Source organism: Collinsella aerofaciens (assembly GCF_028207065.1).
Lineage (GTDB): Bacteria > Actinomycetota > Coriobacteriia > Coriobacteriales > Coriobacteriaceae > Collinsella > Collinsella aerofaciens_AR.
Window position 1 is genome coordinate 1 of the sequence record NZ_JAQLFP010000032.1, and the last position, 25104, is coordinate 25104.

Annotated in this window: 21 protein-coding genes and 2 tRNA genes; 6 read left to right on the forward strand and 17 right to left on the reverse strand. The window is 58.4% G+C overall.

Annotated elements, in window-relative coordinates; translation table 11 throughout:
- Window positions 1-56 precede the first annotated feature (56 nt).
- The 7 genes from PMX72_RS08775 to bilR form a co-directional block, all read right to left on the reverse strand.
- Window positions 57-398, reverse strand: coding sequence for a 4Fe-4S dicluster domain-containing protein (locus PMX72_RS08775; RefSeq protein WP_271729635.1), 342 nt, complete (start codon window positions 396-398; stop codon window positions 57-59).
- Window positions 399-405: 7 nt separating this feature from the next.
- On the reverse strand, window positions 406-1494 hold the full coding sequence (locus tag PMX72_RS08780) for a hydrogenase large subunit (RefSeq protein WP_271729636.1): 1089 nt from the start codon (window positions 1492-1494) through the stop codon (window positions 406-408).
- 5 nt (window positions 1495-1499) lie between these two features.
- The gene (locus PMX72_RS08785; protein ID WP_271729637.1) at window positions 1500-2219 is read right to left on the reverse strand and encodes an NADH-quinone oxidoreductase subunit C; all 720 of its coding nucleotides are present in this window, start codon (window positions 2217-2219) and stop codon (window positions 1500-1502) included.
- Window positions 2219-2836, reverse strand: a complete 618-nt coding sequence (locus tag PMX72_RS08790) for an NADH-quinone oxidoreductase subunit B family protein (protein WP_271729638.1) — start codon at window positions 2834-2836, stop codon at window positions 2219-2221. The genes PMX72_RS08785 and PMX72_RS08790 overlap by 1 nt, the downstream gene beginning before the upstream one ends.
- 12 nt (window positions 2837-2848) lie before the next feature.
- Entirely contained in the window at window positions 2849-5731 is a 2883-nt protein-coding gene (locus PMX72_RS08795; RefSeq protein WP_118256312.1) for a proton-conducting transporter transmembrane domain-containing protein, read from the reverse strand.
- 180 nt (window positions 5732-5911) lie between these two features.
- Window positions 5912-6307 carry a helix-turn-helix domain-containing protein gene (locus tag PMX72_RS08800; RefSeq protein ID WP_117564058.1) on the reverse strand — a complete coding sequence of 132 codons (396 nt, stop codon included), beginning with the start codon at window positions 6305-6307 and terminating at the stop codon, window positions 5912-5914.
- Between the two features lie 449 nt (window positions 6308-6756).
- A complete protein-coding gene (gene bilR / locus PMX72_RS08805) occupies window positions 6757-8787 on the reverse strand; it encodes a bilirubin reductase, long form (protein WP_271729639.1) in 2031 nt (676 codons plus the stop codon).
- 1034 nt (window positions 8788-9821) lie between these two features.
- Here bilR and PMX72_RS08810 point away from each other — a divergent pair.
- Genes PMX72_RS08810 through PMX72_RS08820 form a run of 3 tightly spaced genes read left to right on the forward strand, consistent with a single transcriptional unit; the run spans window position 9822 to window position 13040 of the window.
- A complete protein-coding gene (locus PMX72_RS08810; RefSeq protein ID WP_117655723.1) occupies window positions 9822-11384 on the forward strand; it encodes a PTS transporter subunit EIIC in 1563 nt (520 codons plus the stop codon).
- Between the two features lie 38 nt (window positions 11385-11422).
- Window positions 11423-11692, forward strand: coding sequence for a hypothetical protein (locus PMX72_RS08815; protein WP_117634623.1), 270 nt, complete (start codon window positions 11423-11425; stop codon window positions 11690-11692).
- 19 nt (window positions 11693-11711) lie between these two features.
- Window positions 11712-13040, forward strand: a complete 1329-nt coding sequence (locus PMX72_RS08820; RefSeq protein WP_271746205.1) for a 6-phospho-alpha-glucosidase — start codon at window positions 11712-11714, stop codon at window positions 13038-13040.
- A 72-nt stretch (window positions 13041-13112) separates the two neighbouring features.
- Here the strand turns inward: PMX72_RS08820 and PMX72_RS08825 are convergent, their stop codons facing one another.
- The 5 genes from PMX72_RS08825 to PMX72_RS08845 all read right to left on the reverse strand — a co-directional run bounded on the left by PMX72_RS08825 (window position 13113) and on the right by PMX72_RS08845 (window position 18176).
- Window positions 13113-13970: a MurR/RpiR family transcriptional regulator gene (locus tag PMX72_RS08825; RefSeq protein WP_271729841.1), complete on the reverse strand. Its 858-nt coding sequence runs from the start codon at window positions 13968-13970 to the stop codon at window positions 13113-13115.
- Between the two features lie 439 nt (window positions 13971-14409).
- Window positions 14410-14486, reverse strand: a tRNA-Met gene (locus PMX72_RS08830).
- A 100-nt stretch (window positions 14487-14586) separates the two neighbouring features.
- Window positions 14587-16014 carry a glycoside hydrolase family 140 protein gene (locus PMX72_RS08835; RefSeq protein WP_271729840.1) on the reverse strand — a complete coding sequence of 476 codons (1428 nt, stop codon included), beginning with the start codon at window positions 16012-16014 and terminating at the stop codon, window positions 14587-14589.
- Window positions 16015-16083: 69 nt separating this feature from the next.
- Window positions 16084-17328: a glycoside hydrolase family 1 protein gene (locus PMX72_RS08840; RefSeq protein WP_199413456.1), complete on the reverse strand. Its 1245-nt coding sequence runs from the start codon at window positions 17326-17328 to the stop codon at window positions 16084-16086.
- Between the two features lie 92 nt (window positions 17329-17420).
- Complete coding sequence (locus PMX72_RS08845; RefSeq protein WP_271729838.1) at window positions 17421-18176, reverse strand: ChbG/HpnK family deacetylase; 756 nt, start codon at window positions 18174-18176, stop codon at window positions 17421-17423.
- Between the two features lie 230 nt (window positions 18177-18406).
- Between PMX72_RS08845 and PMX72_RS08850 the strand changes: the two genes are divergently transcribed.
- From PMX72_RS08850 to PMX72_RS08860, 3 genes are all read left to right on the forward strand, one after another.
- Entirely contained in the window at window positions 18407-20305 is a 1899-nt protein-coding gene (locus PMX72_RS08850) for a BglG family transcription antiterminator (protein WP_271729836.1), read from the forward strand.
- A 15-nt stretch (window positions 20306-20320) separates the two neighbouring features.
- Entirely contained in the window at window positions 20321-21733 is a 1413-nt protein-coding gene (locus PMX72_RS08855) for a family 1 glycosylhydrolase (RefSeq protein ID WP_271729834.1), read from the forward strand.
- A gap of 96 nt (window positions 21734-21829) precedes the next feature.
- A complete protein-coding gene (locus PMX72_RS08860; protein ID WP_158566023.1) occupies window positions 21830-22189 on the forward strand; it encodes a PTS sugar transporter subunit IIA in 360 nt (119 codons plus the stop codon).
- Between the two features lie 254 nt (window positions 22190-22443).
- On the opposite strand, the gene PMX72_RS08865 is transcribed toward PMX72_RS08860, so the two are convergent.
- From PMX72_RS08865 to PMX72_RS08885, 5 genes are all read right to left on the reverse strand, one after another.
- The gene (locus PMX72_RS08865) at window positions 22444-23706 is read right to left on the reverse strand and encodes a PTS sugar transporter subunit IIC (protein ID WP_271729832.1); all 1263 of its coding nucleotides are present in this window, start codon (window positions 23704-23706) and stop codon (window positions 22444-22446) included.
- 14 nt (window positions 23707-23720) lie between these two features.
- On the reverse strand, window positions 23721-24026 hold the full coding sequence (locus PMX72_RS08870; protein WP_271729829.1) for a PTS sugar transporter subunit IIB: 306 nt from the start codon (window positions 24024-24026) through the stop codon (window positions 23721-23723).
- 143 nt (window positions 24027-24169) lie between these two features.
- Window positions 24170-24295 carry a hypothetical protein gene (locus PMX72_RS08875; protein WP_233509096.1) on the reverse strand — a complete coding sequence of 42 codons (126 nt, stop codon included), beginning with the start codon at window positions 24293-24295 and terminating at the stop codon, window positions 24170-24172.
- Between the two features lie 8 nt (window positions 24296-24303).
- Window positions 24304-24699: a restriction endonuclease gene (locus tag PMX72_RS10325; protein ID WP_416378029.1), complete on the reverse strand. Its 396-nt coding sequence runs from the start codon at window positions 24697-24699 to the stop codon at window positions 24304-24306.
- 301 nt (window positions 24700-25000) lie between these two features.
- Window positions 25001-25077 (reverse strand) — tRNA-Met (locus PMX72_RS08885).
- Window positions 25078-25104: the final 27 nt, after the last annotated feature.

Sequence of the window (25104 nt, forward strand, 5' to 3'; positions counted from 1 at the left end):
GGGCATTTTTGCCCCGCCGGCCCCTATTCCAGCGCTATACCAGCCCCATTCCAGCGCTACTCCGGCTTGGTTTCTACCGTGGGGGTCTTGTCCGCCGCGACTGGAGTGCGCGCGGTGTCCATAGTCAGGCAGTGCTTGGGGCAGCTTTCGATGCACTCGCCGCACACCACGCAGGCGTACGGGTCAATCGACCAGGTGCCGCCCTTGCGATCGACCGAAAGCGCGCCCGCCGGGCAGCGACGCGCGCACATGCCGCAGCAGATGCACACATCCATGTCATTGACGATATGCCCGCGCAAGCGCTCGGGTGCCGTCAGCCCCTCCTGCGGATAGCACACCGTAACCGGCTGCTTGACCATAGAGCCCAAGGCCGTCTTGGCAAATGTCAGCAAACTCATGCCGCGCCTACCTTTCCGTGCAGCTAATGCAGGGGTCGATGGTCAGGATAATCATGGGCACGTTGGCAATGAGCACGCCCTGCAGCGCATGCGTCAGACCCGCCAGGTTTTGCGACGTCGGCGTGCGCACGCGGAAACGGTCCAGGTTCTTGGTGCCGTTGCCGCGCACATAGTAATACGCCTCGCCACGCGGCTGCTCAATCACAACCTCGCCGCGCGCGCCGTCGGCCGGCGTGAGCTTGGTACGCCCACCGATACCGTCGTGCGGAATCTTGCCCACAAGCTCCTTGATGATGTCCATAGCCTGCGTGACCTCGGCGCAACGCACCTGGCAGCGGGCATAGCAGTCGCCATCGGTAGCGACAATTGGCTCAAACGCAGCCAGATCCGCATAGGCGCCGTCGCCAAACATGCGCACGTCATAGTCCACGCCCGAGGCGCGCCCAAACGGGCCGACCATCGAAAGCTCCAGCGCGTCCTTCTTGCTGATCACGCCCACGCCGTGCAGGCGCTCGCCGCAGCTGTCGTCGTCCAAAAACGTATGCACCAGGGCCTCGTAGTCGGGACGCATGGCATCGAGCGTCTGGACAATACCCGCCAGCTCGGAGTCCTCGATATCGTGCTTAAGGCCGCCGATCTCATTGATCGACAGAATCACGCGGCCGCCGCACGTGCTCTCAAAGATCTTGAGAATCTGCTCGCGCAGGGTCCACGAACGATAGAACAGCGCCTCAAAGCCAAAGGCATCGGCGAGCAGGCCCAGCCACAGCAGGTGCGAGTGAATGCGCGAAAGCTCGTGCAAAATGGTGCGGATATACTGCACGCGCCCGGGCACCTCGATGCCGAGCATGCGCTCGCAGGCGCTGGCATAGCCGTAACTGTGGCCCACGGCGCAGATGCCGCAGATGCGCTCGGCGATGTAGCCAAACTGATGCATGTCGCGCTTTTCGGTGAGCTTCTCGAGTCCGCGGTGCACAAAGCCGATCTGCGGAATTGCCTCGAGAACGCGGTCGTCCTCGATCACCAGGTCCAGATGAAGCGGCTCGGGCAGCACCGGGTGCTGCGGGCCAAACGGAATAACGGAGCGATGTGCCATGGACCTTACGCCTCCTTTTTCTGCTTGTCGCGGACGACCTTGGCGGCAAGCGCTGCGCGGACCTTGGCCGCTTTCTCGGGATCCATGGCGGCGAGCTTTGCCTCCATCTCGGCGGCTTTAAGTGCGGCCTTGGCCGCGGCCTCGTCATGCTGAGCATCGGAGCCGGCAGCCGCAGCGGGCCGAGCGACGGCGGCGCCCGCGGCATCACCAGCGCCCGCGGCGCCCTCCCCTGCAGCAGCCGCAGCAGCGGCGGCCTTCTCGGCCGCGGCCTTGCGCGCCTTGGCCTCGGCAGCGGCACGGACCTTCATGGCTTTCTCTCGCGCAGCCTTCACCTCGGGCGTGATAACGCTCATGGGCTCGGCAGTCGAGACCTGGTAGAAAAAGCCCTTAAAGTCGATCTGCATATCGGTGATGGCAAGACCGAATAGGTCGTGCGCTTCGTTTTCAAACGGGAATACCGCCGGATAGTACGAGCTGATGGACGGAATCTCCTGGTACTGATCAATTCCCTCAACCACCAGGTTCTCGATCGCATAGCTGCCGTCCTGCGCAATATGCTCCTGAGCAGCACGAACGTTGATAAACGTATAGACCAGGCGATACGATCCGTCGTCCACACAGCGCTCGGCGTGCATCTGCACAAAGCGGGCACCGGCGCCCTTGAGCGCCTGGACATGCGACAGAAGCTCGTCGAGCCCAACGGTGGTATAGATAGCCTTTTGCATTACTCGGCCTCCTTTGCAGCGACGGGCGTCTCAGCAGGTGCGTCGCCAGCAGCGGGTGCGGCGGGCTTCCCGGCAGGCGCGTCACCGGCACCGTCAGTCCCGGCCCCCGCAGCCACAAACCCGTCCTCGCCCAGCTCAACGCCACCGTCCCAGGTAGCGGCACCGCCCACGGTAAGCGGATCGCCGCCGGCGCGCATCACGGCCTCCTTCTGGTCCAAGATGCCGCACGCCTCCACGATGGCATCGATCACGGTCTCGGGGCGAATGGCGCATCCGGGCGCGTACACGTCCACGGGAATCGCGCGGTCCACGCCGCCGATCACGTTGTAGGCATCGCGGAACACGCCGCCCGAGCACGCGCAGATACCGCAGGCCACCACGCACTTGGGCTCGAGCATCTGGTTGTAAATCTGGCGCACGACAGGCAAGTTCTGAGCGTTGACCGAGCCCGTCACCAAAAAGATGTCCGCATGCTTGGGGTTGCCGGTATTGACCACGCCAAAGCGCTCCGCATCGAACAGCGGCGTGAGCGAGGCCAGCACCTCGATATCGCATCCGTTGCAGCTCGAGCCGTCGTAATGAATAACCCACGGCGAGCGCGACATTTTATGATCCATGGATGCCGCCTCCTAAATAAACACGTCGACGAGGATGGGCATAAGGTTGAGCAGGCCAAACACCAGCGCCACGCCCCAGCCGAGCTTAAAGCAGCTGCGCCAGGTGCTGCGTGCGAAGGTGTTGTCGATCAGCACCTCGACAAAATACGTCGCGGCCATCACGACCAGGGCTACGACCCAGCTCACCGGGTTGTCCCAAACAAAGAACATGCCCACCCACATCAAAAACAGCACGGTCTCGCACCAGTGCATAAGGGTCATCTTGGCCAGCGTGCCGCCGCTCATCTCGGTGGCGACGCCCTGGACAATCTCCTGATGCGCGTGATGCGAGTACGAAAGGTCAAACGGCGACTTGCGTAGCTTGATGGTGAGCACCGCAAGCAGCGCCAGGAAAATGGGCGCACTGTACACGATGATGGGCGCCGACTGCCCGGTCACGGCGATGGAATCGAAGCTATCGGTGGCGAGATACAGACCCACGCTCATCAGCAGAACGGCGGGCTCGTAGCTCATAACCTGCAGCAGCTCGCGATCGGCGCCGACCTGCGCAAACGGGCTTTGCGTCGAGGCGGACGCCAGCACCACAAAGATCGCGGCGAGCGTCACCATAAAAGCGCACAGCAGCGTGTTGGAGCCCGACACAAAGATGCCGCCGCCCACGACGGTAAAGATGAGCGCGCACGCCATATAGGTATCGTCCATGGTGTTTACGCTGGCAGGGGCCTTGCGCAGCAGCTTGGCAACGTCGTAGAAGGGCTGCAGCAGGCGCGGGCCCACGCGGCCCTGCATGCGAGCCGAAAGTTTGCGGTCGATGCCGTCGATCAAGCCGCCCGCAAGCGGCGCCAGCAAGGCAAACGCCACGGTGCCAATAAAGATGCCCACGACGCCCGAACCTTCGAAATACTTGCCGCGCAGCACCGAGGGCGCGCTCATGGCAAGCCGCTCGGGCCCAATCCATGCGCAACACAGCAGCGCAAACAAGATAATGCTGCAGCATACGACGCTACCCGCGGGGCCAATACGCTTCTCGCCAAGGGCGTCCTCCGAGTACCAATTGCGCTTTTCGGCCTTCACCTCGTGTCCCATCGAGCCGCGGAAATGGCGATATTTGTCGGTTCCCACGCCCGAAAGGTACACGTTGACGTGCGGTTTGTTGCTCACGCGGAATGACGTCAGCAGCACCACGGCGATAAAAGCCACGATAACCACCATCAGATACATGGCGTCCTTGCCAATAACGTACGGCACGCGGCCAAACACCATGGCCAAGTAAGGCGACACCAGACCGCTCGAGATAACCGGAAACGCCACGCAGCACAGAATCAGCAGCGCGGCGATGGTGTTGAGGGCCATCCATTCGGTCTTATGGACATTGACCTCAACGTTTTGAGCCGTGGGGTCGACGCCCGAAAGCTTGGCAAGCCACTTGCCCCAGAAGTAAAACGTCGCGGCCGAGCCAAAGGCAAGCACCATGATCATGAGCACGTTGCCGGTCTGCGCAAACGCCACCAGGGCGCCCCACTTGGACACGAGCATGCCAAACGGCGCCACAAACATGCCCATAATGCCCAGCATCATCAGACGCGTCAGGTGCGGCATGCGGCTGAACATGCCGTCCATGTCCTCGATATTGCGGCTGCCGATATGATGCTCGGCCGTGCCCACGCACAGGAACAGCAGCGACTTGGCCACCGTGTGGAACAAGATCAGGAAGATGGCCGCCCATACGGCCTCGGGCGCGCCGACACCCAAGCAGGCACTGATGAGGCCCAAGTTGGAAATGGTGGAGTACGCGAGCACGCGTTTGGCGTTGCTCTGCGAGATGGCCATGAGTGCAGCGAGCAAAAACGTGATGGCACCCACACTCGTGACCATAAAGCCGGTCACGGGGTAGATGGCATAGAGTGGGCTCAGCTTGACCATCAGGAACACGCCGGCTTTGACCATGGTTGACGAGTGCAGCAGGGCGCTCGTGGGAGTGGGTGCAACCATGGCACCCAACAGCCAAGTGTGGAACGGCATCTGTGCGGCCTTGGTGAGCGCGGCGAGCGACAACAGGATGACCGGCATCACCAGCAGCGCGGACTGCGCGGTTCCGGTGCCGGAAAGCTCGATCATGCCCGAGATGGTCAGCGGCATGCCGTTAACGTGCAGATACATAAGTCCGGCCAAAAACGCGATGCCGCCCAGCATGTTGAGGATGATTTGGGTAAAGGCGTTCTTGATGGCCTCGGGCGTACGCGTGTAGCCAATCATAAGGAACGAACACACGGTGGTGATTTCCCAGCCGCAGAACAGCCACTCAAGGTTGTCGCTCGTCACGATGACGAACATGGCCGAGAGGAACAGGAACATGAGCGCCAGGAACTGCGGGCGACGGTCGGGCGCGGTCTGCCCGCGCAGCGCGGCCTCGTGCTCGTCATGGGCCTGGAAGTCCTTCATGTAGCCCAGGGCATACAAGCAGATTAGACTGCCAACGATGCCGACGGCGAGGACCATGATCACGCTCATGTAGTCCAGGTAGAGTGGCGTTGCCGTGACGGCTTCGGCCGCGGGCAGCGTCATGGCTGCAAAGGCGAGCGAGCCCACCAGCTGGACTATGCCGAGCACCGTGGTGAGCGCGTTCCTATATTTGTACGCGTTGTACAGGATGACAGCGCACAGGATGACGTCGATAACGGAACTGATGATCGAGAGCACATGCGAGGTGCCGGGGGCAACCTCAAAGCTCTGCGGACCCGTGCCAAAAAACATGACGGCGACTACAACTGTCACCGCCATAATAATGCCGGAGCCTATGAGCCCCGCCGCATCGCGGGCGCGGTCACCGCGCGCGAGCAGCATGCCCAGCGCCGGTACCAGCGGAAACAGGGTAAGGAAATACAGTAGCGTCATACCATCACTCCCCCATGCTAAAACGCTGCAATTGTTTAACGTTATAGCTCAATTGAGGAGTAGCGGCGGCGGGTTTTCGGTCAACTGGGGAGTTTTAGGCGTACGGGGTAAGGGCACGCCCGCATTGGAGCAGAGGGGCGGCAAGAAAAATGCGCCCCTGTGGGTGCACCATCCCGTTTGCTATTCCGCCTTTTTAACGCGCGGCTTGCGACCGCGCGGCTTATCGACCAGTGCGGACTCACCGCTCTCGCGGTACTGACGGCACCAAGCCTTGACCGAAGACTCGCTAGGAATCTTGTGCTTGATCATGGCCTCGCGAACCGTTAAGCCGTTTTCCAAGCGGTCCTTGACCACGGCGAGCTTAACTTCGTACGAATAGGTGTGATGATGCGAACCGGCGTTGAGAACGGCGTCGGCACCGCCCACGGCATATGCGCGGGCCCACTGACGAGCCGTGGCCTGGGGAATGCCGAGCTCCGCGGCGAGGGCGCGATGACCGACCCCCTCTTGGAGGACCTCGACGGCGCGCTGCCTAACCTCGGGCGCATGCGTGCGAGTCCTTGTTGCTTCCGACATACCTGCCACTTCTTAGCCTTAACCGTTAATCTGCTTTCTTACGTGCATGTTAGATAGTAGCATTTTGCTGTTTGCTCAAAGCAGTTAATTAAAATAGACGCGGCGTTATCTGGGCATTTGGCACCAATTTACGACATTTCTTTATCGATTATTTACGCTGGTAGCTGACTCGCAGCCAATCGTCATTCGCCTGTCAACAAAATTGACACCTCTTTATGTCCTTTGCTATAGCGGATATGATTATTAACCCCTCCCCCAATAATTTTGAGTAATCGGCAAGGCAGTAGACGTCCTTACTCCTCATGATTACCGCGCATTACCATCCACCGGAGCAAAACAAAAAGGGCGGGGCCTGCTGCGCTTGCAGGCCCCGCACCGGTTGACACCCGACGGGACACAGCCGGGCGAGGCGGATCCGTGCTACCGCCCCGCCTGGCCGCGATGTTCAACTACAGCTCGTTGGCCGCGTGATACGCCGTGCGAATGGCGCTCGCAATATCGGCGGTACGCTCGCCCGAGCAGTCGCCCACGCAGGTCACGGGCACCGTCACGCCATCCAGGTCAAACGCGTTGGCCTTGGAGCCCACGGCCATCACCACGTAATCGCAGGCGATCTTCACCGGCTCCTCGGCGCCATCCTCGGTGGTGCGCACGGCCTCCACGCCCTCGTCGGTAATGGCGGTCAGGCGGGTCTTAACGTGCTGCTCCACGTTGTGCTCTGCAAAGTCGCTCATAATCAGCGGCAGAATGGTCTCGGACTCGCCCGCGGCAATCTTGTCGAGCATCTCCACGATCGCCACCTCGCAGCCGTGCTGCAGCAGGTACTCGGCAGTCTCGGTGCCCACCAGGCCGCCGCCGATAACGGCGACGCGGCCCGTAAGCTCCGCCTTGCCGGCCAGCACATCCCAGCTCGAGACGACCTTCTCCGAGTCAGCGCCCGGAACGGGGATGACCACGTCGTGCGCACCCACGGCCACAATCGCGGCGTCGGCGGCGTTGAGGCCCTCAGTGGTAGCGGCATGGTTGAGCTCGACCTTCACGCCCAGGCCGGGCAGAATCTTCTCGTAGTACTCGACCGAGCGCATGATCTCGTCCTTGCGCGGGGGCGCGGCCGCCAGCACAATCTGACCGCCCAGATGATCGCTCGCCTCGTAGACGGTCACGTCGTAGCCGCGCTTGGCCGCCACGCGCGCGGCCTCCAGGCCGGCAATACCGCCGCCCACCACGGCAATCTTCTTGTCGCCCTCGCCCGGCTTAATAGCGATGGTCGCCTCGTCGCCGTTCTCGGCATTGAGCACGCACGAGATGTACTGGCGGTTTTGAATCGCATCGACGCAACCCTTGTTGCAGTTGAGGCACTCGCGGATGGGCTCACCCGTGGCGGCCTTGAGCGCAATGTCGGGGTCGCACATGAGCGAGCGGCCGTACGCGACGATGTCGGCCGAACCGTCTTCCAGGATCTTCTCGCCCGCCTCGACCGAGACAACGCGGCCGACGGTTGCCACCGGCACGGAGACCAGGGCCTTGACGCGCTCGGCCACGGGCAGCGTCCAGTTGTAGGGCATGGCGCCCATGGGCGGAATGGTGTCGCCCATGTTGCCGGTGTGGTTTGCCTGCGCAACCTGGATCATGTCGATGCCCGCGCCCTCGAGCAGCTTGGCAAACTCGCAGGCCTCGTCGGGCAGCAGGCCGCCCTTGCCGCGCGGCGTGCCGTCGGGGTTCTCCATGATCACTGGGAGCTTATACTCCACCATCAGCTGCGGCGCGGCCTCCTTAATGGCGGCGACGACCTCGAGCGCGTAGCGAACGCGGTTCTCGAACGAGCCACCGTACTCGTCGGTGCGCTGGTTGAGGATGGCCGAGCACAGCGAACCCACTAGGCGGTCGCCGTGGACCTCGATGGCGTCGATCCCGGCCTGCTGCGCGCGGGCGGCCGAGGCGGCGATAGCCTCCTTGATCTGGGTGAGCTGCTCTACGCTCGCCTCGTTCACAAAGTGCTGCATGTCGTGGTGCAGCTTGGCATATGCCTGCTTGCGGATCTCGTTGGACTCGGCCATCTTGGCGGCAAAGGTCTCCTCGTCGCCGGCGGCCTTGGCCTCCTGCGCGGCCTTGGCGGCGGCCATGGAACCCATGACCATGCGGCCGACACCGGGCACGTCGTACTCGGGGTGGAACAGCTGCAGCGCGACCTTGGCGCCGTGCTTGTGAACGGCGTCGGCCAGCGCCTTAAACGTGGGAATCTGAGCGTCAGTCGCCAGCTTGGGCGTGGGGCTTGCGGTCATAACGGGAGCGACGTCGCCGATGACGATGTAGCTCACGCCGCCACGGGCCAGGCGCTCGTAAAAAGCCAGGCTGCGCTCGCCAATGGAACCGTCGCGCTCCTCGTAGCCGGTGGTCAGCGGCGGGAACATAATGCGGTTCTTGAGCTCAAGGGGGCCAACCGTGATGGGCTGAAGCAGCTTAGACGCGGGTGTGGTCATGAACATTCCTCTCTTGTAGGCGCGGCGGCGATGATGCCGCGTAGTTGTCTAAAGGATATGGCATGGGAGCACGGCGACGCAACGGAAATCGGCGGATAGCGGGTGGCGGCAGGTGGATGGGGCGGGGCCGGCTGCCGGTTTGTCTCGATCTGTAACAGTTACTCGGCAAAAGCCGTTCCTCGTGTTACAAATCAAGACAAACGGAGGCCGGCATGCTGGTTTGTCTCAATCTGTAACACCTGGAGCCCCAAATCAGCTCCACCTGTTACAGATCGAGACATTCCCCTCAGCCCATCCTCAACAATCTAAATCTGTAACACCTAGACCCACTTTTTGCCCCTACCTGTTACAGATTTAGATAAACCAACCCGGTCTGCCAGAACATCTAAATCTGTAACAGTTACTCGGCAAAAACCGTCCCTTGTGTTACAGATTTAGACAAACGGAGGCCGGCTGCTGGTTTGTCTCAATCTGTAACATCTAGCCGCCCAAATCGGGCCTACCTGTTACAGATCGAGATTTTGCTTCAGAAGCCGAGAGCAGAAGCCCGAGCGGAAAAGCGGGCAGGCCGACGGCATCGCCCCGCCGTCATACCGAGGACCGCGCCACAGCAGTCCGGGCGTGGGCCAACCCCGCAATTCCGGACATTTCACCCCTTTTCCGACTCCTCCTCCTTTCATCCAGGATGCCCGGACGGCAAGAGTCGGAACGTCTCCTCAATATCCAAACTTCACGCAAGCCCAATGCGAATAGAGACGGACCTGGCAAATCAAGACACGGCTAGCCGCTCGCACCCAAAGCCGTTTGCCTAAAAATGTATACCGCTGGCCGAAATGGAAAGATGGTAACAGCGAAAAAGGCTAGCCGAGCTCGTTTTAAGCACCGTTTGTTCCGTCCCGCATGTTTTGTGAACACGCTAACTATCATGAAGCCAGTAAACAGAGGTGGACATCAACATCCAACGCCGGCAAGCATGTGAGCGCCTCCTCTGTCCAAGGGGCAAGCCCCCGAGATTAGTTAGGAGAGGGGAAGAGATGGATAAAGTCAAAACGGCCTTCCAGAACTTTGGCCGCGTTATCGTCGACCCTATTTTGTACCTTTCGGTAACGGGCATCATTTTGGCCATCGCCACGGTATGCTCGCTCGGCAGCGGAGTTGTCGCGGATCTGGGCACGCTGCTCTCCGCGGCAACCAACTCCGCGGTGATCGGCAACCTGCCGGTGATTTTCGCAGTCGGCCTAACGGCAGGCTTCGCAAAGAAACAAAAATCCAACGCGGCAGTGTTTGGACTTATTAGTTACCTCATGTTCCTGTATGTCAACAACGCCTACCTGACGCTCACCGATCAGCTGGCAAAAGCCGGCGCGATGGGTCTGTATGGCACTGGCCAGGCAACGGTACTGGGTCTTCAAGTTACCGATGTCAACGTCTTCGGTGGCGTACTCATCGGATGCTTCTGCGGTTGGCTCTATAACAAACTGATCGACGTAAAGGTATCGGAGTATATCCGGATTTACGGCGGACCCCGCCTGGCCCTTCTGGCGATGGTTCCGCTGAGCATTGTCTTCGGCATCGGAGCGACTATCGTGTGGCCCCCTATCGCCAACGCCATCAGCAACGCTTCTTCATTCATCGCAGCCTCGGGTGGTCTGGGCGTTTTCATTTACGGCTTCCTGAACCGCGTCCTCGTACCTCTCGGCATGCACCACTTTATGTGGATGCCGTTTGACTACTCCGCGATTGGCGGCACGGCGGTCATCGCCGGCCAGAGCGTTTCTGGCGCAGCAAACATCTTCTATGCCGAGCTTCCTCTTATCGCCGACGGGTCCCTCACCACAGTCGATCCCTCTGTCCGCTTTGCCATGTTCGGCTTTGGCAAGGAATTCGTAACCCTTGGCACCGTGCTCGCAATGATTGCAACCTCCCGTCCTGAGAATCGAAAAGCCGTTGCAGCCATGCTGGTGCCTATTTACATCACAGCCATGCTCTCCGGCATCACCGAGCCGCTTGACTTCATGATCCTGTTCGCGTCTCCGATTCTCTGGGTTGCCTACAGCCTGTTCTACGGACTGGGCGAGATGCTCCTGTTTGTCCTGGGAGTCCGCTTGCTTAACATGTACGGTGGCATCGAGCTGCTCACGCTCGGCCTGCCTTTGCCAATGGGCGTCACCAAGTTCCCGATTTACATCGTCTTGGGCATCGTGTTTGCCGCCGTTTCGTTCATCGTTCTGGCGATGGTAATCAAGAAACTCAACCTCATGACGCCCGGCCGTTCCGCAGAGTGGTCTGCAGAGGTCTCCGGAGACAACAATGCTCTCGAGTCCTCCGGAACGCCGGAAGTCGACGCAAAACAGCAGGAGATGGTGCAGAACATCATCAACGGCCTTGGCGGCAAGGACAACATCAACACCATGGGCTGCTGCATGACTCGTCTCCGTGTCGAGGTCAAAGACCCCAGCAAGGTCAACGAAGAGACCATCAAGAAGGCTATCGACAAGGGCTTGTTTAAGAACGGTACCAATGTCCAGATTGTTGTGGGAACCAACGTGCACTCCGTCTACGACCTGCTGCGTCCCATCCTTAATCTGGAAGATTAACGATCGCCTAATCGACAGGCGATAAGCGAGGAGACCTCATGTTAACCAAGACGTTTCATTCAATCCAAGACATGTTCGAACGTTTGCTCAACATGTATAAAGAAAAGTCGACAAAGGGTCTTCTCGCTCTCATGGCTGCATTCGTATGTGGTTTTATCTGGCCGCTCCTTGGTCTGCTCGCAGCGGTTTGGACCCGGCATTCAGGAAGGCACACGGACGCAGGCAGCATTGCAGGCATGGCAGCGGTTATCAACATCGCTACTTACTTCATACAGATAGTGGTCAAGATTATCTGCGGCTCAATTTGATTTGAAAGGCATGAACAACATGAACGGATACAAGATTGTCATCTGCGGCGGCGGCAGCACCTATACCGCCGGCATCGTCAAAGACCTGATCGACCAAAAGGATGAATTGGGGATTCGCGAGCTTTGGCTCTATGACATCGACGAGGAGCGCCAAGATACGGTCGCCGTGGTGGTTAAAGCAGTCATCGATGACCTTGCTCCCGAGATTCCCCTGCATGTAACCGTCGACCCCAAAGAAGCATTTACAGATGCGAACTTTGTTATGGCGCAGATGCGCGTGGGCGGGCTCAAGATGCGTATCCAGGATGAGCAAATCAGCCTGCGCCATGGCGTAGTCGGCCAAGAGACCTGCGGAGCAGGTGGCATGGCATATGGCATGAGAACCATCTTCCCCATGTGCGAGCTTGTCGATTTCTGCGAGGAGTACGCCTGCAAGGACTACTGGATCGTCAACTACTCCAACCCCGCTGCCATCGTAGCCAAGGCAATGCACAAGCTGCGTCCTAACGCTCGCATTCTCGACATCTGCGATATGCCGGTGGAGATTGAAGCCCGCATGGCAGAGATTTTAGGGTGCGAACTCAACGACATTGAGGTCGACTACTTTGGCCTCAATCACTTTGGGTGGTTTACCAACGTACGCTGCAAGGGCATCGATGTTACGGACAAGCTCAAAGAGCACGTGCGCAAGTACGGTTACATTTCCGAAGCAAGCCTCAACGATGCCTTGGTGAAGGACCCAGATTGGGCCCACACCTTCAAGAATGCGGCAACGATTTCTACGCTATTCCAGGATTACCTCCCCAACACCTATTACCAGTATTACCTGTTGCCCGACGCCTGCGTGGAGTACATGGACATCAATAACACGCGTGGCATGCAGGTCGTAAACGGCCGCGAAAAGCGCATCTTCGACGCATCTGCGGCGCTTAAGCGCGGTGAAAAGGTCGATCTCACGCAGTTCTACGTAGGCGTGCATGGCAAGTTCATTGTCGATGTCGTCAAGTCTCTGGCAAAAGACCTGCGCCATCGCCAGCTGGTGATCGTGCCCAACAATGGTGCAATCGAGAACCTCTCGGACGACGCGACAGTCGAGGTTCCGGCGTACATCACTGATCGAGGAGCCGAACCGATTCGCGTCGGGAAGATTCCCCGCTTCTATAAGGGCCTTATCGAACAGCAGGATGCCTGTGAAGGCCTTGTGGTCGAAGCCGTTATCGAAGGTTCCTACCAGAAGGCACTCGAAGCCTTCACCCTCAATCGCACGATTCCCTCAGCACGCGTGGCCAAGGAAGTCTTGGACGACATGATCGAGGCGAACAAGGGCTATTGGCCTGAGCTGAAGTAGAGGAACCGCCCAAATACCAAAAGCACAAAAGATGGCCCCAAGGCAATTGCCTTGGGGCCATCTTTTATATGCCTAGATCTCAGCAAAACTCGTGAAGATGAATGAATCGGCCTCGTGTTTTACACGATAGTTCTCTTGATAGTCCTGATTGAATATAAGCGAATAAATAACCTGAAGCGTATACGTGAGCGAGATCAAAGAAGAGTAATTTGCCACCTTTCCAATCACGCGTTCTGATTTTGGAATGGGCAAGACAGTATCGCATTGCTTGGCGAGCACCGAATCAGAAAACGCCGTAATTAGACACGGCTTGATTCCGCGCTCGGAAAGAGTGGCAGCGTATTTGGAATAGTCATAGTGAATGCCACTGTAGCTTAGGAATAAAAACAGGTCGCCGGGCTTGCCGTTTTTAACATGCAGCGTCTGCAGGCCTCCGTCGTCCGCCATGGTGACATGACGATCGAGCTTAAGAAGATTGTTGCGAAAGATGCATCCCGCCAGGTAGCTTTCCCCTTTGGCAAAGATGTAAATTCGTGGGGCGCTAAGAACCGCCTTAGCGATTATGCTTAATTTGGCGCTATCGAGCTCGATTTTCGTTTGATCTATGATGCCCTTCAAGAGATTCGCAAGGTTACCCTCGATGGCCTCAATTGAGTCGGTGCTGTCAAAAGGACGATTGCGATCAACGGTGGCAGCCAGAAGATAATCCCCGCTTATCTCCTGGATGAGTTGCATGATCAACTCTCGATAGCCGCTTAGGCCCAGTTTCTTGCAAAAGCGGATGATAGTCGCGTTCGAAGTATAAGTCTCCTGTGCGAGCTTTGCCATAGTGAGGGTCTTAAGGTCGCCGGTATGATTGAGCAGATAGGTAGCAATAGCTCGGTCGGTTTCATTAAAAGACGCGCTGTTACGCAGGCTATCAAGAATCATGGTCGCTCCGATCGCTTTAGTTTGCCGCTTAATTATGTCATTATCAAAACGACGGGCAGCCCTTCATGCACTGACTTACGCCCTGCGATCTCTCTTCTGATATTCCGCATATAACGGCAACATTAATTGCGAGGAGCGTGTCGCTCAGTTCCCAGAGAACAAATGCGAAGAGGCTCGATTGCCTGAGTTTACTGCCCGCCTTGAGGCAAAGAGACGGCCCCGGCCAAGCTCCATGCGGATTTGAGGCAGCATGGTGCTTGTCCGTCGGCATCCTACAACCCGTAATCCCTACCCTCTGTTTCTGTGCTGGCTGGTTCAGGCAGGCGCCCTGTTCAAAATAGGCTGTTTAAAATTGATTTCGACCAAAATTCGACCAAGATTGAAAGCCAAAAAAAGAAAACAGCCCAGAGGAACAATGCCTCTGAGCTGCTAAAAGTCTTGGTCGCGGGGGCAGGATTTGAACCTACGACCTCCGGGTTATGAGCCCGGCGAGCTACCAGACTGCTCCACCCCGCAATGTCTGGGCGCCTCATGTGCGCAAGAGAGTTATTACACTCCCGCCTGCGCGATTGCAAGCCGGCTGCCCAAGGTTGTGAAGGTTGCTCCACATTCAGTCTTACCACGCGAACACTTTATCAAGTTTTCCAACCTCCACAGGCCCCCCGTACGAGCAGAGATATATTGGCGCCTCGCTGCGCTCCGCATCGGCCATGAGCAACCAATCCTCGCCTTCTCCCGCGCTCGGGGCACGCACAGTAGCGCACCCGTCGGCTACAATCTCCGGCACGGGACCACATATATCGCCGTTGCGCGGGCTGTACCACCAGCACCATGCTGTCACCCAGCCCTCGGGCATCTGCAGGCGCGCGGTGCCGCCGCTGGGCAAGTAAGCGAAAAGGCGCGCGCCATCTTCCGCACAACTCACCTGCACATGCGCAGCCAAATCATCCGTCTCAGGCGAAACCACGGCATGCGGACACGGAAGGGAGCCAACAACACCAGACTCATCGAGGAAGGCTCGCAGATAGCGCATCTGATTTGCTCCCTCGGCGTCGAGCGCTTCAAACCAATCCACGTGAAACATATCATTTCGTTCCTTCTCGGCAATGGAGCTCCACACCGAGCAGTGTCCATAGGTAACTCCAAACGCCCCGGCGAGCACCGACCAGTACGCTCGGCGTCGCACCATCCACGCCCCGTGACGTGGACCGGTCGGCGGCCAACTCGTGGGCATGTCCTCATACGCAGGCTCGCCATCCCAAACGGGACGCGCGGAACCAGGCTGTTCATCCTCCGCCTCGACAAGCTTCCAACTGCACACGCCTGGGCCATGACCCGACTGCAGCATGGTTAGCGCAAGCCATCGCTCGTCATCGCCCCAATAGGTAGAAGACGAGCAGTGATTTTGGTCTTCACAACTTGGATGATAGGCAAGGGGCAACCGGCGCCACGCCTCGCGGGGCGCATCAGCGGGCAGCGGGCTGCCGAGGACGCCCTCGGCAAGGCCCTCTGCCATACGCCGCCACACCGAACGGTAATCAACACCGCGGTGAACCGGCTGCCGGTCGCCGCCCAAACACCACACGATGTTCTTTCGTGAGGCATACCGCGCGCCAATCCACTTGCCAAAGTCGTAGGCGTTCTCGTCGGTCACCGTTATACCAAACGTGCCACCCATCCAGTTGTCGCCTGTCACCAACTGCCCCCACACAGGAAGCAGAAGCACGTGAAAGCCGTAGTGTTCAGCACGATCGAGCACCCAATCAAGATAGGAAAAATAGCGCTCATTGGGATGTTCGAGGTCACCGTTGATAAGTGCTGGCTCGCCCGCGGGTGAGCGCATGAGTACATCGCGCTCGGGGTCAAGGGCAACCATCTGCAGCACAGTAAAGCCCTGCTCTTTACGGCGACGCAGATAGTATTCCACGTCATCGGCTTTTATACGCTGTGGCAGCGTCCAAGCGGTGTCGGCTATCCATGTAAAGGGCGCGCCGTCCTCCGTCACAAGATACCTGCCGTTATCACTTACGCGCAGCGCCTGCATACGCCATCCCCCCTTTCCTTCGCGACACCGATATAGGCGCCGCGTGCCCATCTCCTTGCGCGAACGTATCTACATCCGCCCATTGAGCGTGCGAACCACATCCGCGTACACGCGCGCGCTTGGCTTTGCGATGCGGTCGTACGTACCGTCACGACGATCGACCTCATAAAGCCCCAGTCGACTGTCAAAAGCAGAAATCCACTCAAAGTTGTCCATAAGCGTCCAGTGGAAGTACCCCAGCACTGACAGCCCGCGCCGCACAAGCCCCGCAAGCGCGGGCAGCGATGCGCGGATGAAGTCGCAGCGCAGATGATCGTCCTCGGTAGAGATGCCATGCTCTGTAACCACGACTGGAAGGCCCGTGAGCTCGTGGATGTAGAGCACTGCACCCGCAAGCGAGCCGGGCTCCACCTGCGTGCCCATACCGTTGATGGGCTGGGTAGGATCGGGTGCGATGAGCCCTTCGTCGCCAAAGACCATGCGCTCGTAGTTCTGCACGCCGATGAAGTCATCCCCTTGAATGGCATCAACCCACTTGCCATAGCAGAGTTCGCGCTTACGCTCGCAAATTGCACGGCCGGCGGGTGTGGCCCAGTCGTCGTCCACTACTGAAAGCGAGAGTCCCACAGGGGTACCCGGCGCTACCTCACGCACCACCTCCACAGCACGGCGATGAGCGCGCGCCATAGCCTCGTCCATAGCGTCGAACTCGTCGATGTCTTGCACGTTGCCCGCACGGTAATGCGCAACGCCCGCCTTTGCCGCTGCGGCATGCAGCACCACCTGCTGGAAGGCAAACGCCTCGGGAGGCATCGCACCGTTGGCGAGGAGCTGGTTGAGGTTGGGCTCGTTAAGTGTCACCACCGCAGCGGCGCGGCCGCGGGCGAGCTCCATAACGCGCCGCACATGCGCCGCAAAGAGGTCGACAGCGTCGGGCGCGAGCCAACTACCCCGTTTGGCAAACCAATGAGGACAGGTAAAGTGGCAAAGCGTGAGCACCGGCTGAATACCGCGCGCCAGGCAACCATCCATCAGGCGGTCGTAGTGATCAAGGGCCGCCTGGTCGATGACGCCCTCCTCCTGCTCGATGCGACACCACTCAACGGAAAAGCGATACGCGTTGAGCCCCATCTCAGCAACACAGTTGAGGTCGTCCTCCCAACGCTCCCAGCTACGGCAGGCGTCTCCCGCGGGCTCCTTAAAAACCGTCGGCTCCACATGCTCCAAGAAGGTGGTGTCGGCAGCCGCGTCGCCGCCGTCGGTCTGGTGGCCCGCCGTCGACACGCCCCAGAGGAAGTGGTCGGGTTTATTCATATTCATCCTTTCTCTATGGTGCGCCACCGTTACAGCACGGGCGTCCGAAGCCAGATGGCGCCCCCGCTCTTAGCTGCGACTTGCGTAACATCCTAGTCCTCGCAGTAGTTTTCAAAATTCACCAACTGCACGTGTTTCTGTTCGATCCACTGCTCAAGCTCCTCACTCACCAGAAACGCCGTTTCCATGGGACGAATCAAGGCAAAGGACGAGTGGTCGAGCACATATTGATCCAGGTACCCCGGGTGGAATACGAGCATGCTGCAGGCGTGACGCGCAATGTCGGCCTCGTCGTCAAACAAGTACTTGCGCGGATCGTACAGGCCTCGATCATCGAGGTGATAGGGTTTTGCACACACCACACCCCACTTCTCACTCCAGACCGGATCCATGGGGTTGATATAGAAGAGCCCATTGCGCTCCGCGACGTTCTGAAGTGCCTGAAAAAACGTCGGAGAGAACACGGCATGGCCCTCAAAGTACGCCGGGTCGCGCCCGGTCAGCGCACGAAACCGATCGAGCTGCGCCTGTATTTCGCGCTCCGCTTCCTCGAGCACGATGGCGTCCTCCGTGCGCGCCCTGATGGTTCTGCTAGAACAGAACTCCCCGTGTTCATCCACGAGCGAGGGAATGGACGCGGGGTCAGAAACCGGCTTACCAAGACAGATGTTTGTATGTTGCCCCACGCTCACACCGCTTGCGGCAACGAGGTCGAAGCCGTGGGAGGCAGCAGGCATGTTGGGCATGAGCCCAACGCTCTTAATCGGTCCGCAAGAGATGGCTTTGGCGATACCGTAGTTGATGCCCTCGCTCATGCCCAGATCGTCTGCCCTAAAAATGACCTTCATCCCAAGCGCCTCCTTTACGCGCACAGCGAGAACAGACTCACTTTGCGCCATCGGTTGTACTCTGCCGTTTGCCACCCATGGTATAGGACGTCCCCGTCCGCTCAAGGACGGCTTTTTCCGCGCGCAATCCGGTAAATGAGGCAATTGAGCTGCTAGGCGCAGCGCTCGTATAGTATTTCTATCAACGATATCTGAATGCGGCGAAATGCCCCGATGCCCTAGGGGGCGACATGGATAGGGAGCTCCTCAATCTTCTTGAGCTCATCGAGCAGAGCGACTATGTAACGGCAGAACAACTTGCCCAACATATTCAAAAGAGCGAGAAGACGACGCGCACGCGCCTTAAGGCGCTCCGGCAGAATCTTGCAGAAAGTGGCGCCGAGCTTGTCTCCAAGCCACGCCACGGATACCGCCTCGAGATTAACGACGCTGAGCGCTACCATGCCTGGCGACAGCGTAGCCTACAACGCATTGCCCGCCACACGCCTGAAACCGCCGAAGAGCGTCTTATGTATCTCGTAGAGCGCTTCATAAGCGGATCGTTCTTCAAGCTCGCGGACGAGTCGGAAGCCTTGTTTGTCTCTACCAAGACACTCTCGCAGGAAATTCGCCATGCAGAGTCTATCCTCACACGCTCCGGCCTCACGGTGGAGCGTGTCCCTGGATACGGGATGAGAGCCATCGGAGACGAATTTGCCTTCCGCAAGGCAATCATGCACTGCTTGCGATTCCATACGGTCGGTTTTGATGATTGCCGCAGCGTACAAGATCAAGCCGCGGCAATCATCGGAGACCTTGTCGTGCAGACCTTTGCTGCCGAAAACGTCGTAATGTCCGAGGCTGCCCTCGAAACATTCATTCTCTATCTCGTGGTGTCAAGCGCACGCTGCCACCGTGGCCACATCATAGAGGACGTCTCCGGGCGAAACACCTGGGAGGGCGCGGAGCATGACCGACATTGCGCGCACGTCGTTATAGAACAGCTGGAAGAACACGACATCCCGCTTGACGATACCGAAGGCGAGGTCCAGCTCATAGCTGCCTTCGTTGCCGGCGGTGTCGTGCGCCACGACGCATTCGGACTCGATGGGAACCTCGTTATCTCGGAGGATATCCAGCGTCTCATCGACCCTATGCTCGACGCCATCTACGATATGTACGGCGTCGACTTCAGCGATAATTTGCGTCTGCGCCTTATGCTGGGAAACCATCTCATTGCATTTGATATACGCATGCGCTATGGCATCGAAATCACAAACCCCCTGCTTGCAGAAACACGCCGCACCTACCCCTTCGCCCACGCACTGGCGCAGCAGGCGGCATTACCACTCGCTGCTCACTACGGACGCCCCGTATCCGAGCACGAGATTGCCTACTTCACCATAATGTTTCAAATGGGACTCGTCATGCAGCGACGCATTCCTCATAAGAGCCGTGTGCTCCTGGTTTGTGCGACGGGTAAATCGAGCTCGCGCTTTTTTGCTTATCAGTTTGAAGAAGCATTCGGCGATTACATCAGCGAGCTCACCGTCTGCAGCGTCTTTGAGCTCAACGACATCGACCTCAATACATTCGACTACATCTTCTCGTCCGTCCCCATTGACCGAGCGGTTCCCAAGCCCATCATGCAGGTGAACAGCTTCCTTGAGGCGCGCGATATGAACCGCGTACGTCGTAGACTTGAACTGGGGGATAGCTCATATCTACGCCGGTTCTACCGGCCAGAGTTCTTTTTCACGGGCCTCACGTCGCGGCGTCGAGACGACGCGCTCGCCGAACTCTGCGAACTCGTCCGACAAGTGCGACCCCTACCGGACAACTTCCTCGGCTCCGTGTTGGAGCGTGAGAAACATGGAAGCACCGATTTTGGTAACCTGGCAGCTCTGCCTCATCCCGTAGAGGTGCTTCCCGACGAGAACCTCGTGGTCGTGGGTGTTCTCAAGCGCCCCATCCGTTGGAAAACCAATGACGTCCAACTCATCATCCTTACGTCGATCTGCGACTCAACCGCAGACGAGACCCAACGATTCTATCAGACGACCGCACGGCTTCTTACCGACGAGAAGCGGGTACGCTGCATCGTAGAGGGTGGCAACTACGAAACCCTCATGCGCGCCCTGTGCGGCTAGAAGGAAGGGGTGCGCATGGCGTTACCAGCTGATTTTCTATGGGGAGCCGCTTTGGCGGCAAATCAATGTGAGGGGGCCTATCAAGAAGACGGCAAGGGTCTCTCGGTTGCCGATGTGATGACCGCCGGCGCGGTCGATACGCCACGACGTATAACGACCGACGTTGAGGCAGGGGTCTACTACCCGAGCCACGACGGCGTGGATTTCTATCATCGCTACAAGGAAGACATAGCGCTCTTTGCCCAGATGGGACTCAAGGTCCTGCGCCTCTCCATCGCATGGAGCCGCATCTTCCCCGAAGGCGACGAGATCGAGCCCAACGAGCGCGGCCTCGCTTTCTACCGTAGCGTATTTGCCGAGCTTAAGCGCTACAACATAGAACCTGTTGTTACGCTTTCGCATTACGAGATGCCACTTGGCCTCGTGAGAAAGTACGGGGGTTGGCGCGATAGGCGTCTCGTGGACTTCTTCGCGAGGTACTGTGATGTATGCTTCCGGGAGTTCGGCGATACTGTGCGCTATTGGCTCACTTTCAACGAGATCAACGTTGCCGAGTACAATCCGTGGTCGCCCACCGGCATCAATAAGCGACCGGGAGACGAGGGCTATTGGCCCACCATCTATCAGGCGGCCTACCACCAATTTGTCGCAAGCGCTAAGGCGGTCATCCGAGCGCACGAGATCGATCCCGGCCTCAAGGTCGGTTGCATGACACTCGCGGGCATTGTGTATCCAAAAACCTGCCACCCGCTCGACGCGAAGGCGGCAGACGATTTCCAAAACGATATGCTCGCCTTTGCGGATGTGCAGGTGCGCGGCCATCTCCCCTCCTTCTTATGCAAGGCCATGGGGCGACGCGGGGTTACCCTTGTGCGCGAGGCGGGAGATGACGAGATTCTCCGCGCCGGTACGGTAGACTTCGTTGGCTTTAGCTACTACTCATCGATGGTGCAAAGCGGCACCGAAGCCGACGCCGAAAAGACAGGCGGCAACATGGTGAGCGGCGTGAAGAACCCCTACCTCGAAACGAGCGCTTGGGGTTGGCAGCTCGACCCCATGGGCCTGCGTCTGACACTCCGCCTGCTTTACAACCGCTACCAAAAGCCGCTCTTTGTGGTAGAAAATGGCCTCGGCGCAGCAGACGAGGTGGTAGATGGGCGCGTTGATGACGACTATCGCATCGCCTACCTTCGCGCGCACATAGCTGCCATGATCGACGCGGTCGATGAGGACGGTGTGGACCTGATGGGGTACACGCCCTGGAGCGCGCTCGACCTCGTCTCCGCCGGCACGGGAGAGATGAAGAAGCGCTACGGCTTCATCTATGCCGACCGGGACAACGAGGGCGCTGGCACGCTTGAGCGCATTCCTAAAAAGTCATTCTTCTGGTATCGCGACGTCATCGCATCGAATGGTACGAACCTGTAATTCGCCAATCAGTCACACGGCTGTTTATGTCACATGGACAAGCGAGCGCAACGCTGCCTTGTTGCGCTCGCGCAACAACAGAAAGGATATTGCACCATGACTCCCGATGAAGAACTGCAAGTTTTTAAGCTCATCAGCACGGCAGGCACTGCAAAGAGCGCCTACATGGAGGCCATCAAGCACGCGAAAGATGGCCGAGCAGATAAGTCTCCCGCCCTCATTGCAGATGGCGATGCAAACTTTCTGGAAAGCCACGACGTTCATCTGGAAATGATCTCCTCCGCAGCTCAGGGAGTCAATGCCCCGGCATCGCTTATTCAAGTTCATGCAGAGGATCAGCTCATGGCGACCGAGGTCACCAAGGCTTTTGCACGCGAGCTGGTTGACCTGTACCGCATGATCGACGCCATGCAGAACCGTATCGATGAGCTGGAGAAGAAGGTCAACGCAGCGTAAATCTTGTGCGCCATAACCGGCTAGAGATAATCGGCAACGCCAAGTACAGGGCCCCGGGCATTCAGCCCGGGGCCCTTCTTGTGGGGAGGCGTCGTCCTTGTGGTGGAGGTGTCGTCCGCACCGTCCAATCCATACGGCGCTACGAATCGAGCCCGCGCAATACGCGGCGTCGGTATACAAAGCGAGGTGGGCAGCGCTTCTGCAGCACCGCCCACCTCGCAAAACAAACGCGGCAATATGAAGGGGACTTGTTACTATGCCACCTGTGCTTCCTGCTCCGCCTTGAGCCTGGGGGCGTCCATCGCCTTGATAAACGGAATCCAAATCAAGATATCGATGATGAGAAACACGACCTCAGCGATGGCGATGCTGATACCACCGGAAAGCATGCCAGTGATGACCACCGGGATGTTGAACGGCAGAATGCCGACGCATTTTGCCACAATACCCAGGGACTGCAGTGCGTACATTCCAATGACATTGACAAGAGGCGTCACGATAAACGGAATAGCAGCCACGGGGTTCAGCACAATGGGGAGGCCGAAAATAATCGGCTCGTTGATGCCAAAGAAACCGGGCGCCAGCGCCACCTTGCCGACCGTACGCAGCTGAGCGGAACGGGCGACCAAAAGGATGGCAATGGGAACGGCGGGGTAGGCAATTGCGATAGTCGTAATGTAATTGAAGTTCATACCGATGATGTTGGGGAGAGCCTCGCCAGCAGCGTAGGCGGCCTGGTTGGCACCATCGAGCATCATGAAGAGCGGGCCGATGAGGCTCGTGATAAAGCCGGGATGAATGCCGAAGCACCACAGCAGGCACATGATCACGCTAATGAGAACAACGGAAGCGATGTTGCCGCCAATCAGACCCTGGATGGGCATCTGGATGAGAGCGTAGAAACAGCTGAACGCGTCGCCCCAGGGAGTCAGCGCAAAGATCATGCGCACCACGATAGCGCACAGCGCAATGGCAAACGCGGGAATGAGCGAAACGAAACTGTTGGACACAAAGTCGGGCGTGCCAGTGGGCATCTTAATAACAATGTTCTTAGAAACAATAAGGTGGAAGAGCTTCGTTGCAAGGAACGCAATAACGATGCCCAAGATCATGCCTTTAGTGCCCAGATAGTCAAAAGCAAGCGACGTCACACCATCTTCTGAAGTCAACGTAGGCATCAGCGCAACATAGACAACAAGGGCGAGCACACCGGCGGCAGGAGCCTTAACCCCGATGTTCTCACCGTACGAGCGCGCAACACCGTAGGTGAAGAACAGGCCGAGCATGTTGGTGGTTGCGTTCACCACGGCAGAAAGCGCCACATTGACGCCGCTCGTTGTAAGGAACTCCTGATAAGCCGGAATGGGAATGCCCGAGAACAAGCTTGCGAACGATCCGACGATGATGATGGGGAACATCGACATGATGCCCGACGAAATCGCCTGGAGAATCGTATTTTTGCTGACAGCGTTACCCCAAGAAGAAATCTTGGCAATGATACCGTTCATGGATGCCATGTGCGACGCGCCTCCTAGTTCTCACCCATAAGGGATTTGGCCTGGGCAAGCGCAGCGTTGCCATCCATCGTGCCGTACGCCACCATGTCAATGACGGCAACCGGCACGCCCGGGCATGCCGCGCGAACTTCATCGGCTTGGAACTGAATCTGAGGGCCCAGCAAAATGCAGTCGGCATCCGAGGCGACTTCTGCCGCCTTATCAGTGGAGTAAGCGGCAATGGCGCACTCGAGGCCCTCGGCGGCGGCGGCATCCTTCATCTTCTGAACCATGAGGCTCGTAGACATGCCGGAATTGCACAAGAGGATAATCTTCTTCATCGGCTTCCCCTTCTCGTTATCGTTATCGTGGAACCGTTCGAAGTGCATGCGAAGCTTCGATGACACCACTATATGAGGGGAAGTACGGCAACTCCATAGCCGTTCTTGCCACGTTCGAATCCGGCAAGGGTGGGTAGGCCCCTTTAGCGCTTGAGCTTTTCCTCGCGGGCGACGAGGGCCTGCTTGAGCGCACCGAGGTCGCGCTCGGTGCGCTTGGCGCGGCGCGACAGAACAAACGCGTAAACCGCAAGTGCGAGCCAAATGCCCACATAGGCAGCTATAACAAAAGGAGCGGCCGGGAGAACTCCTCGAACGGCACGCCGGTCCAGCCCCTGCCCTCGAAGAAGTCGCACTTGAGCGTGCCGAAGAACCCCTCGGCACGCGCGTTGTCGGGGCTCCGGGCCCTCCTCGACATCGAGCGCCTGACCCCAGGCCCGCACGCCTCGCGCCACTCGCGCCCCATGTAGACGGCGCCGCCGTCGTAGCGCTTGCATTGAATCGCCCACCATTCCCCCGCCTCGGCGGTCTGGGCCATGAGGTCGATTCCGTTGTCTTGGGTGTCGTGGACGGGACAATCGTCCCATTCGAGTGCCCGGGCTATCGTCCCGACACGGGAAAGAACAGCGCGTAGAAGGAGTCGTTCTTGAGATAGCAAACGCAGGCCGCCTCGCACTTGTCGCCCTTCTCCTTGGTCGTTGCCGACCCATTGACGATAGGATCAAGGGCATCGTAGACGGTCTTGATATAGCGACTCCTTTGTTGTTATTCAGACGTCACTATTTTAGCTAAGGACCGCCGGAACTCTTTCTAATTGGAGCTTATCGGTCGACAAGTCAAGCCGCCCGGCCCGCGATTATCAATGGTTTATATGCTTCACAAAATAAACTGCCACAGGATTCACCCGCAATTCACCCGCAAAGTAAACCAATAAAGAAAAAGCTCGGAAGCAATTATGCTTCCGAGCTGCAAGTTCTTGGTCGCGGGGGCAGGATTTGAACCTACGACCTCCGGGTTATGAGCCCGGCGAGCTACCAGACTGCTCCACCCCGCAATGTCTGGGCGCCTCATGTGCGCAAGA

What these genes read in the sequence shown, in the direction of transcription:
- PMX72_RS08870 (WP_271729829.1), bottom strand. Translation starts at nt 24,026, where the DNA reads ATGAAGAAGATTATCCTCTTGTGCAATTCCGGCATGTCTACGAGCCTC.
- PMX72_RS08780 (WP_271729636.1), bottom strand. Translation starts at nt 1,494, where the DNA reads ATGGCACATCGCTCCGTTATTCCGTTTGGCCCGCAGCACCCGGTGCTG.
- PMX72_RS08800 (WP_117564058.1), bottom strand. Translation starts at nt 6,307, where the DNA reads ATGTCGGAAGCAACAAGGACTCGCACGCATGCGCCCGAGGTTAGGCAG.
- PMX72_RS08855 (WP_271729834.1), top strand. Translation starts at nt 20,321, where the DNA reads ATGGCGTTACCAGCTGATTTTCTATGGGGAGCCGCTTTGGCGGCAAAT.
- PMX72_RS08840 (WP_199413456.1), bottom strand. Translation starts at nt 17,328, where the DNA reads ATGAATAAACCCGACCACTTCCTCTGGGGCGTGTCGACGGCGGGCCAC.
- PMX72_RS08845 (WP_271729838.1), bottom strand. Translation starts at nt 18,176, where the DNA reads ATGAAGGTCATTTTTAGGGCAGACGATCTGGGCATGAGCGAGGGCATC.
- PMX72_RS08835 (WP_271729840.1), bottom strand. Translation starts at nt 16,014, where the DNA reads ATGCAGGCGCTGCGCGTAAGTGATAACGGCAGGTATCTTGTGACGGAG.
- PMX72_RS08850 (WP_271729836.1), top strand. Translation starts at nt 18,407, where the DNA reads ATGGATAGGGAGCTCCTCAATCTTCTTGAGCTCATCGAGCAGAGCGAC.
- PMX72_RS08790 (WP_271729638.1), bottom strand. Translation starts at nt 2,836, where the DNA reads ATGGATCATAAAATGTCGCGCTCGCCGTGGGTTATTCATTACGACGGC.
- PMX72_RS08825 (WP_271729841.1), bottom strand. Translation starts at nt 13,970, where the DNA reads ATGATTCTTGATAGCCTGCGTAACAGCGCGTCTTTTAATGAAACCGAC.
- PMX72_RS08810 (WP_117655723.1), top strand. Translation starts at nt 9,822, where the DNA reads ATGGATAAAGTCAAAACGGCCTTCCAGAACTTTGGCCGCGTTATCGTC.
- PMX72_RS08865 (WP_271729832.1), bottom strand. Translation starts at nt 23,706, where the DNA reads ATGGCATCCATGAACGGTATCATTGCCAAGATTTCTTCTTGGGGTAAC.
- bilR (WP_271729639.1), bottom strand. Translation starts at nt 8,787, where the DNA reads ATGACCACACCCGCGTCTAAGCTGCTTCAGCCCATCACGGTTGGCCCC.
- PMX72_RS08815 (WP_117634623.1), top strand. Translation starts at nt 11,423, where the DNA reads ATGTTAACCAAGACGTTTCATTCAATCCAAGACATGTTCGAACGTTTG.
- PMX72_RS08795 (WP_118256312.1), bottom strand. Translation starts at nt 5,731, where the DNA reads ATGACGCTACTGTATTTCCTTACCCTGTTTCCGCTGGTACCGGCGCTG.
- PMX72_RS08775 (WP_271729635.1), bottom strand. Translation starts at nt 398, where the DNA reads ATGAGTTTGCTGACATTTGCCAAGACGGCCTTGGGCTCTATGGTCAAG.
- PMX72_RS08785 (WP_271729637.1), bottom strand. Translation starts at nt 2,219, where the DNA reads ATGCAAAAGGCTATCTATACCACCGTTGGGCTCGACGAGCTTCTGTCG.
- PMX72_RS08860 (WP_158566023.1), top strand. Translation starts at nt 21,830, where the DNA reads ATGACTCCCGATGAAGAACTGCAAGTTTTTAAGCTCATCAGCACGGCA.
- PMX72_RS08820 (WP_271746205.1), top strand. Translation starts at nt 11,712, where the DNA reads ATGAACGGATACAAGATTGTCATCTGCGGCGGCGGCAGCACCTATACC.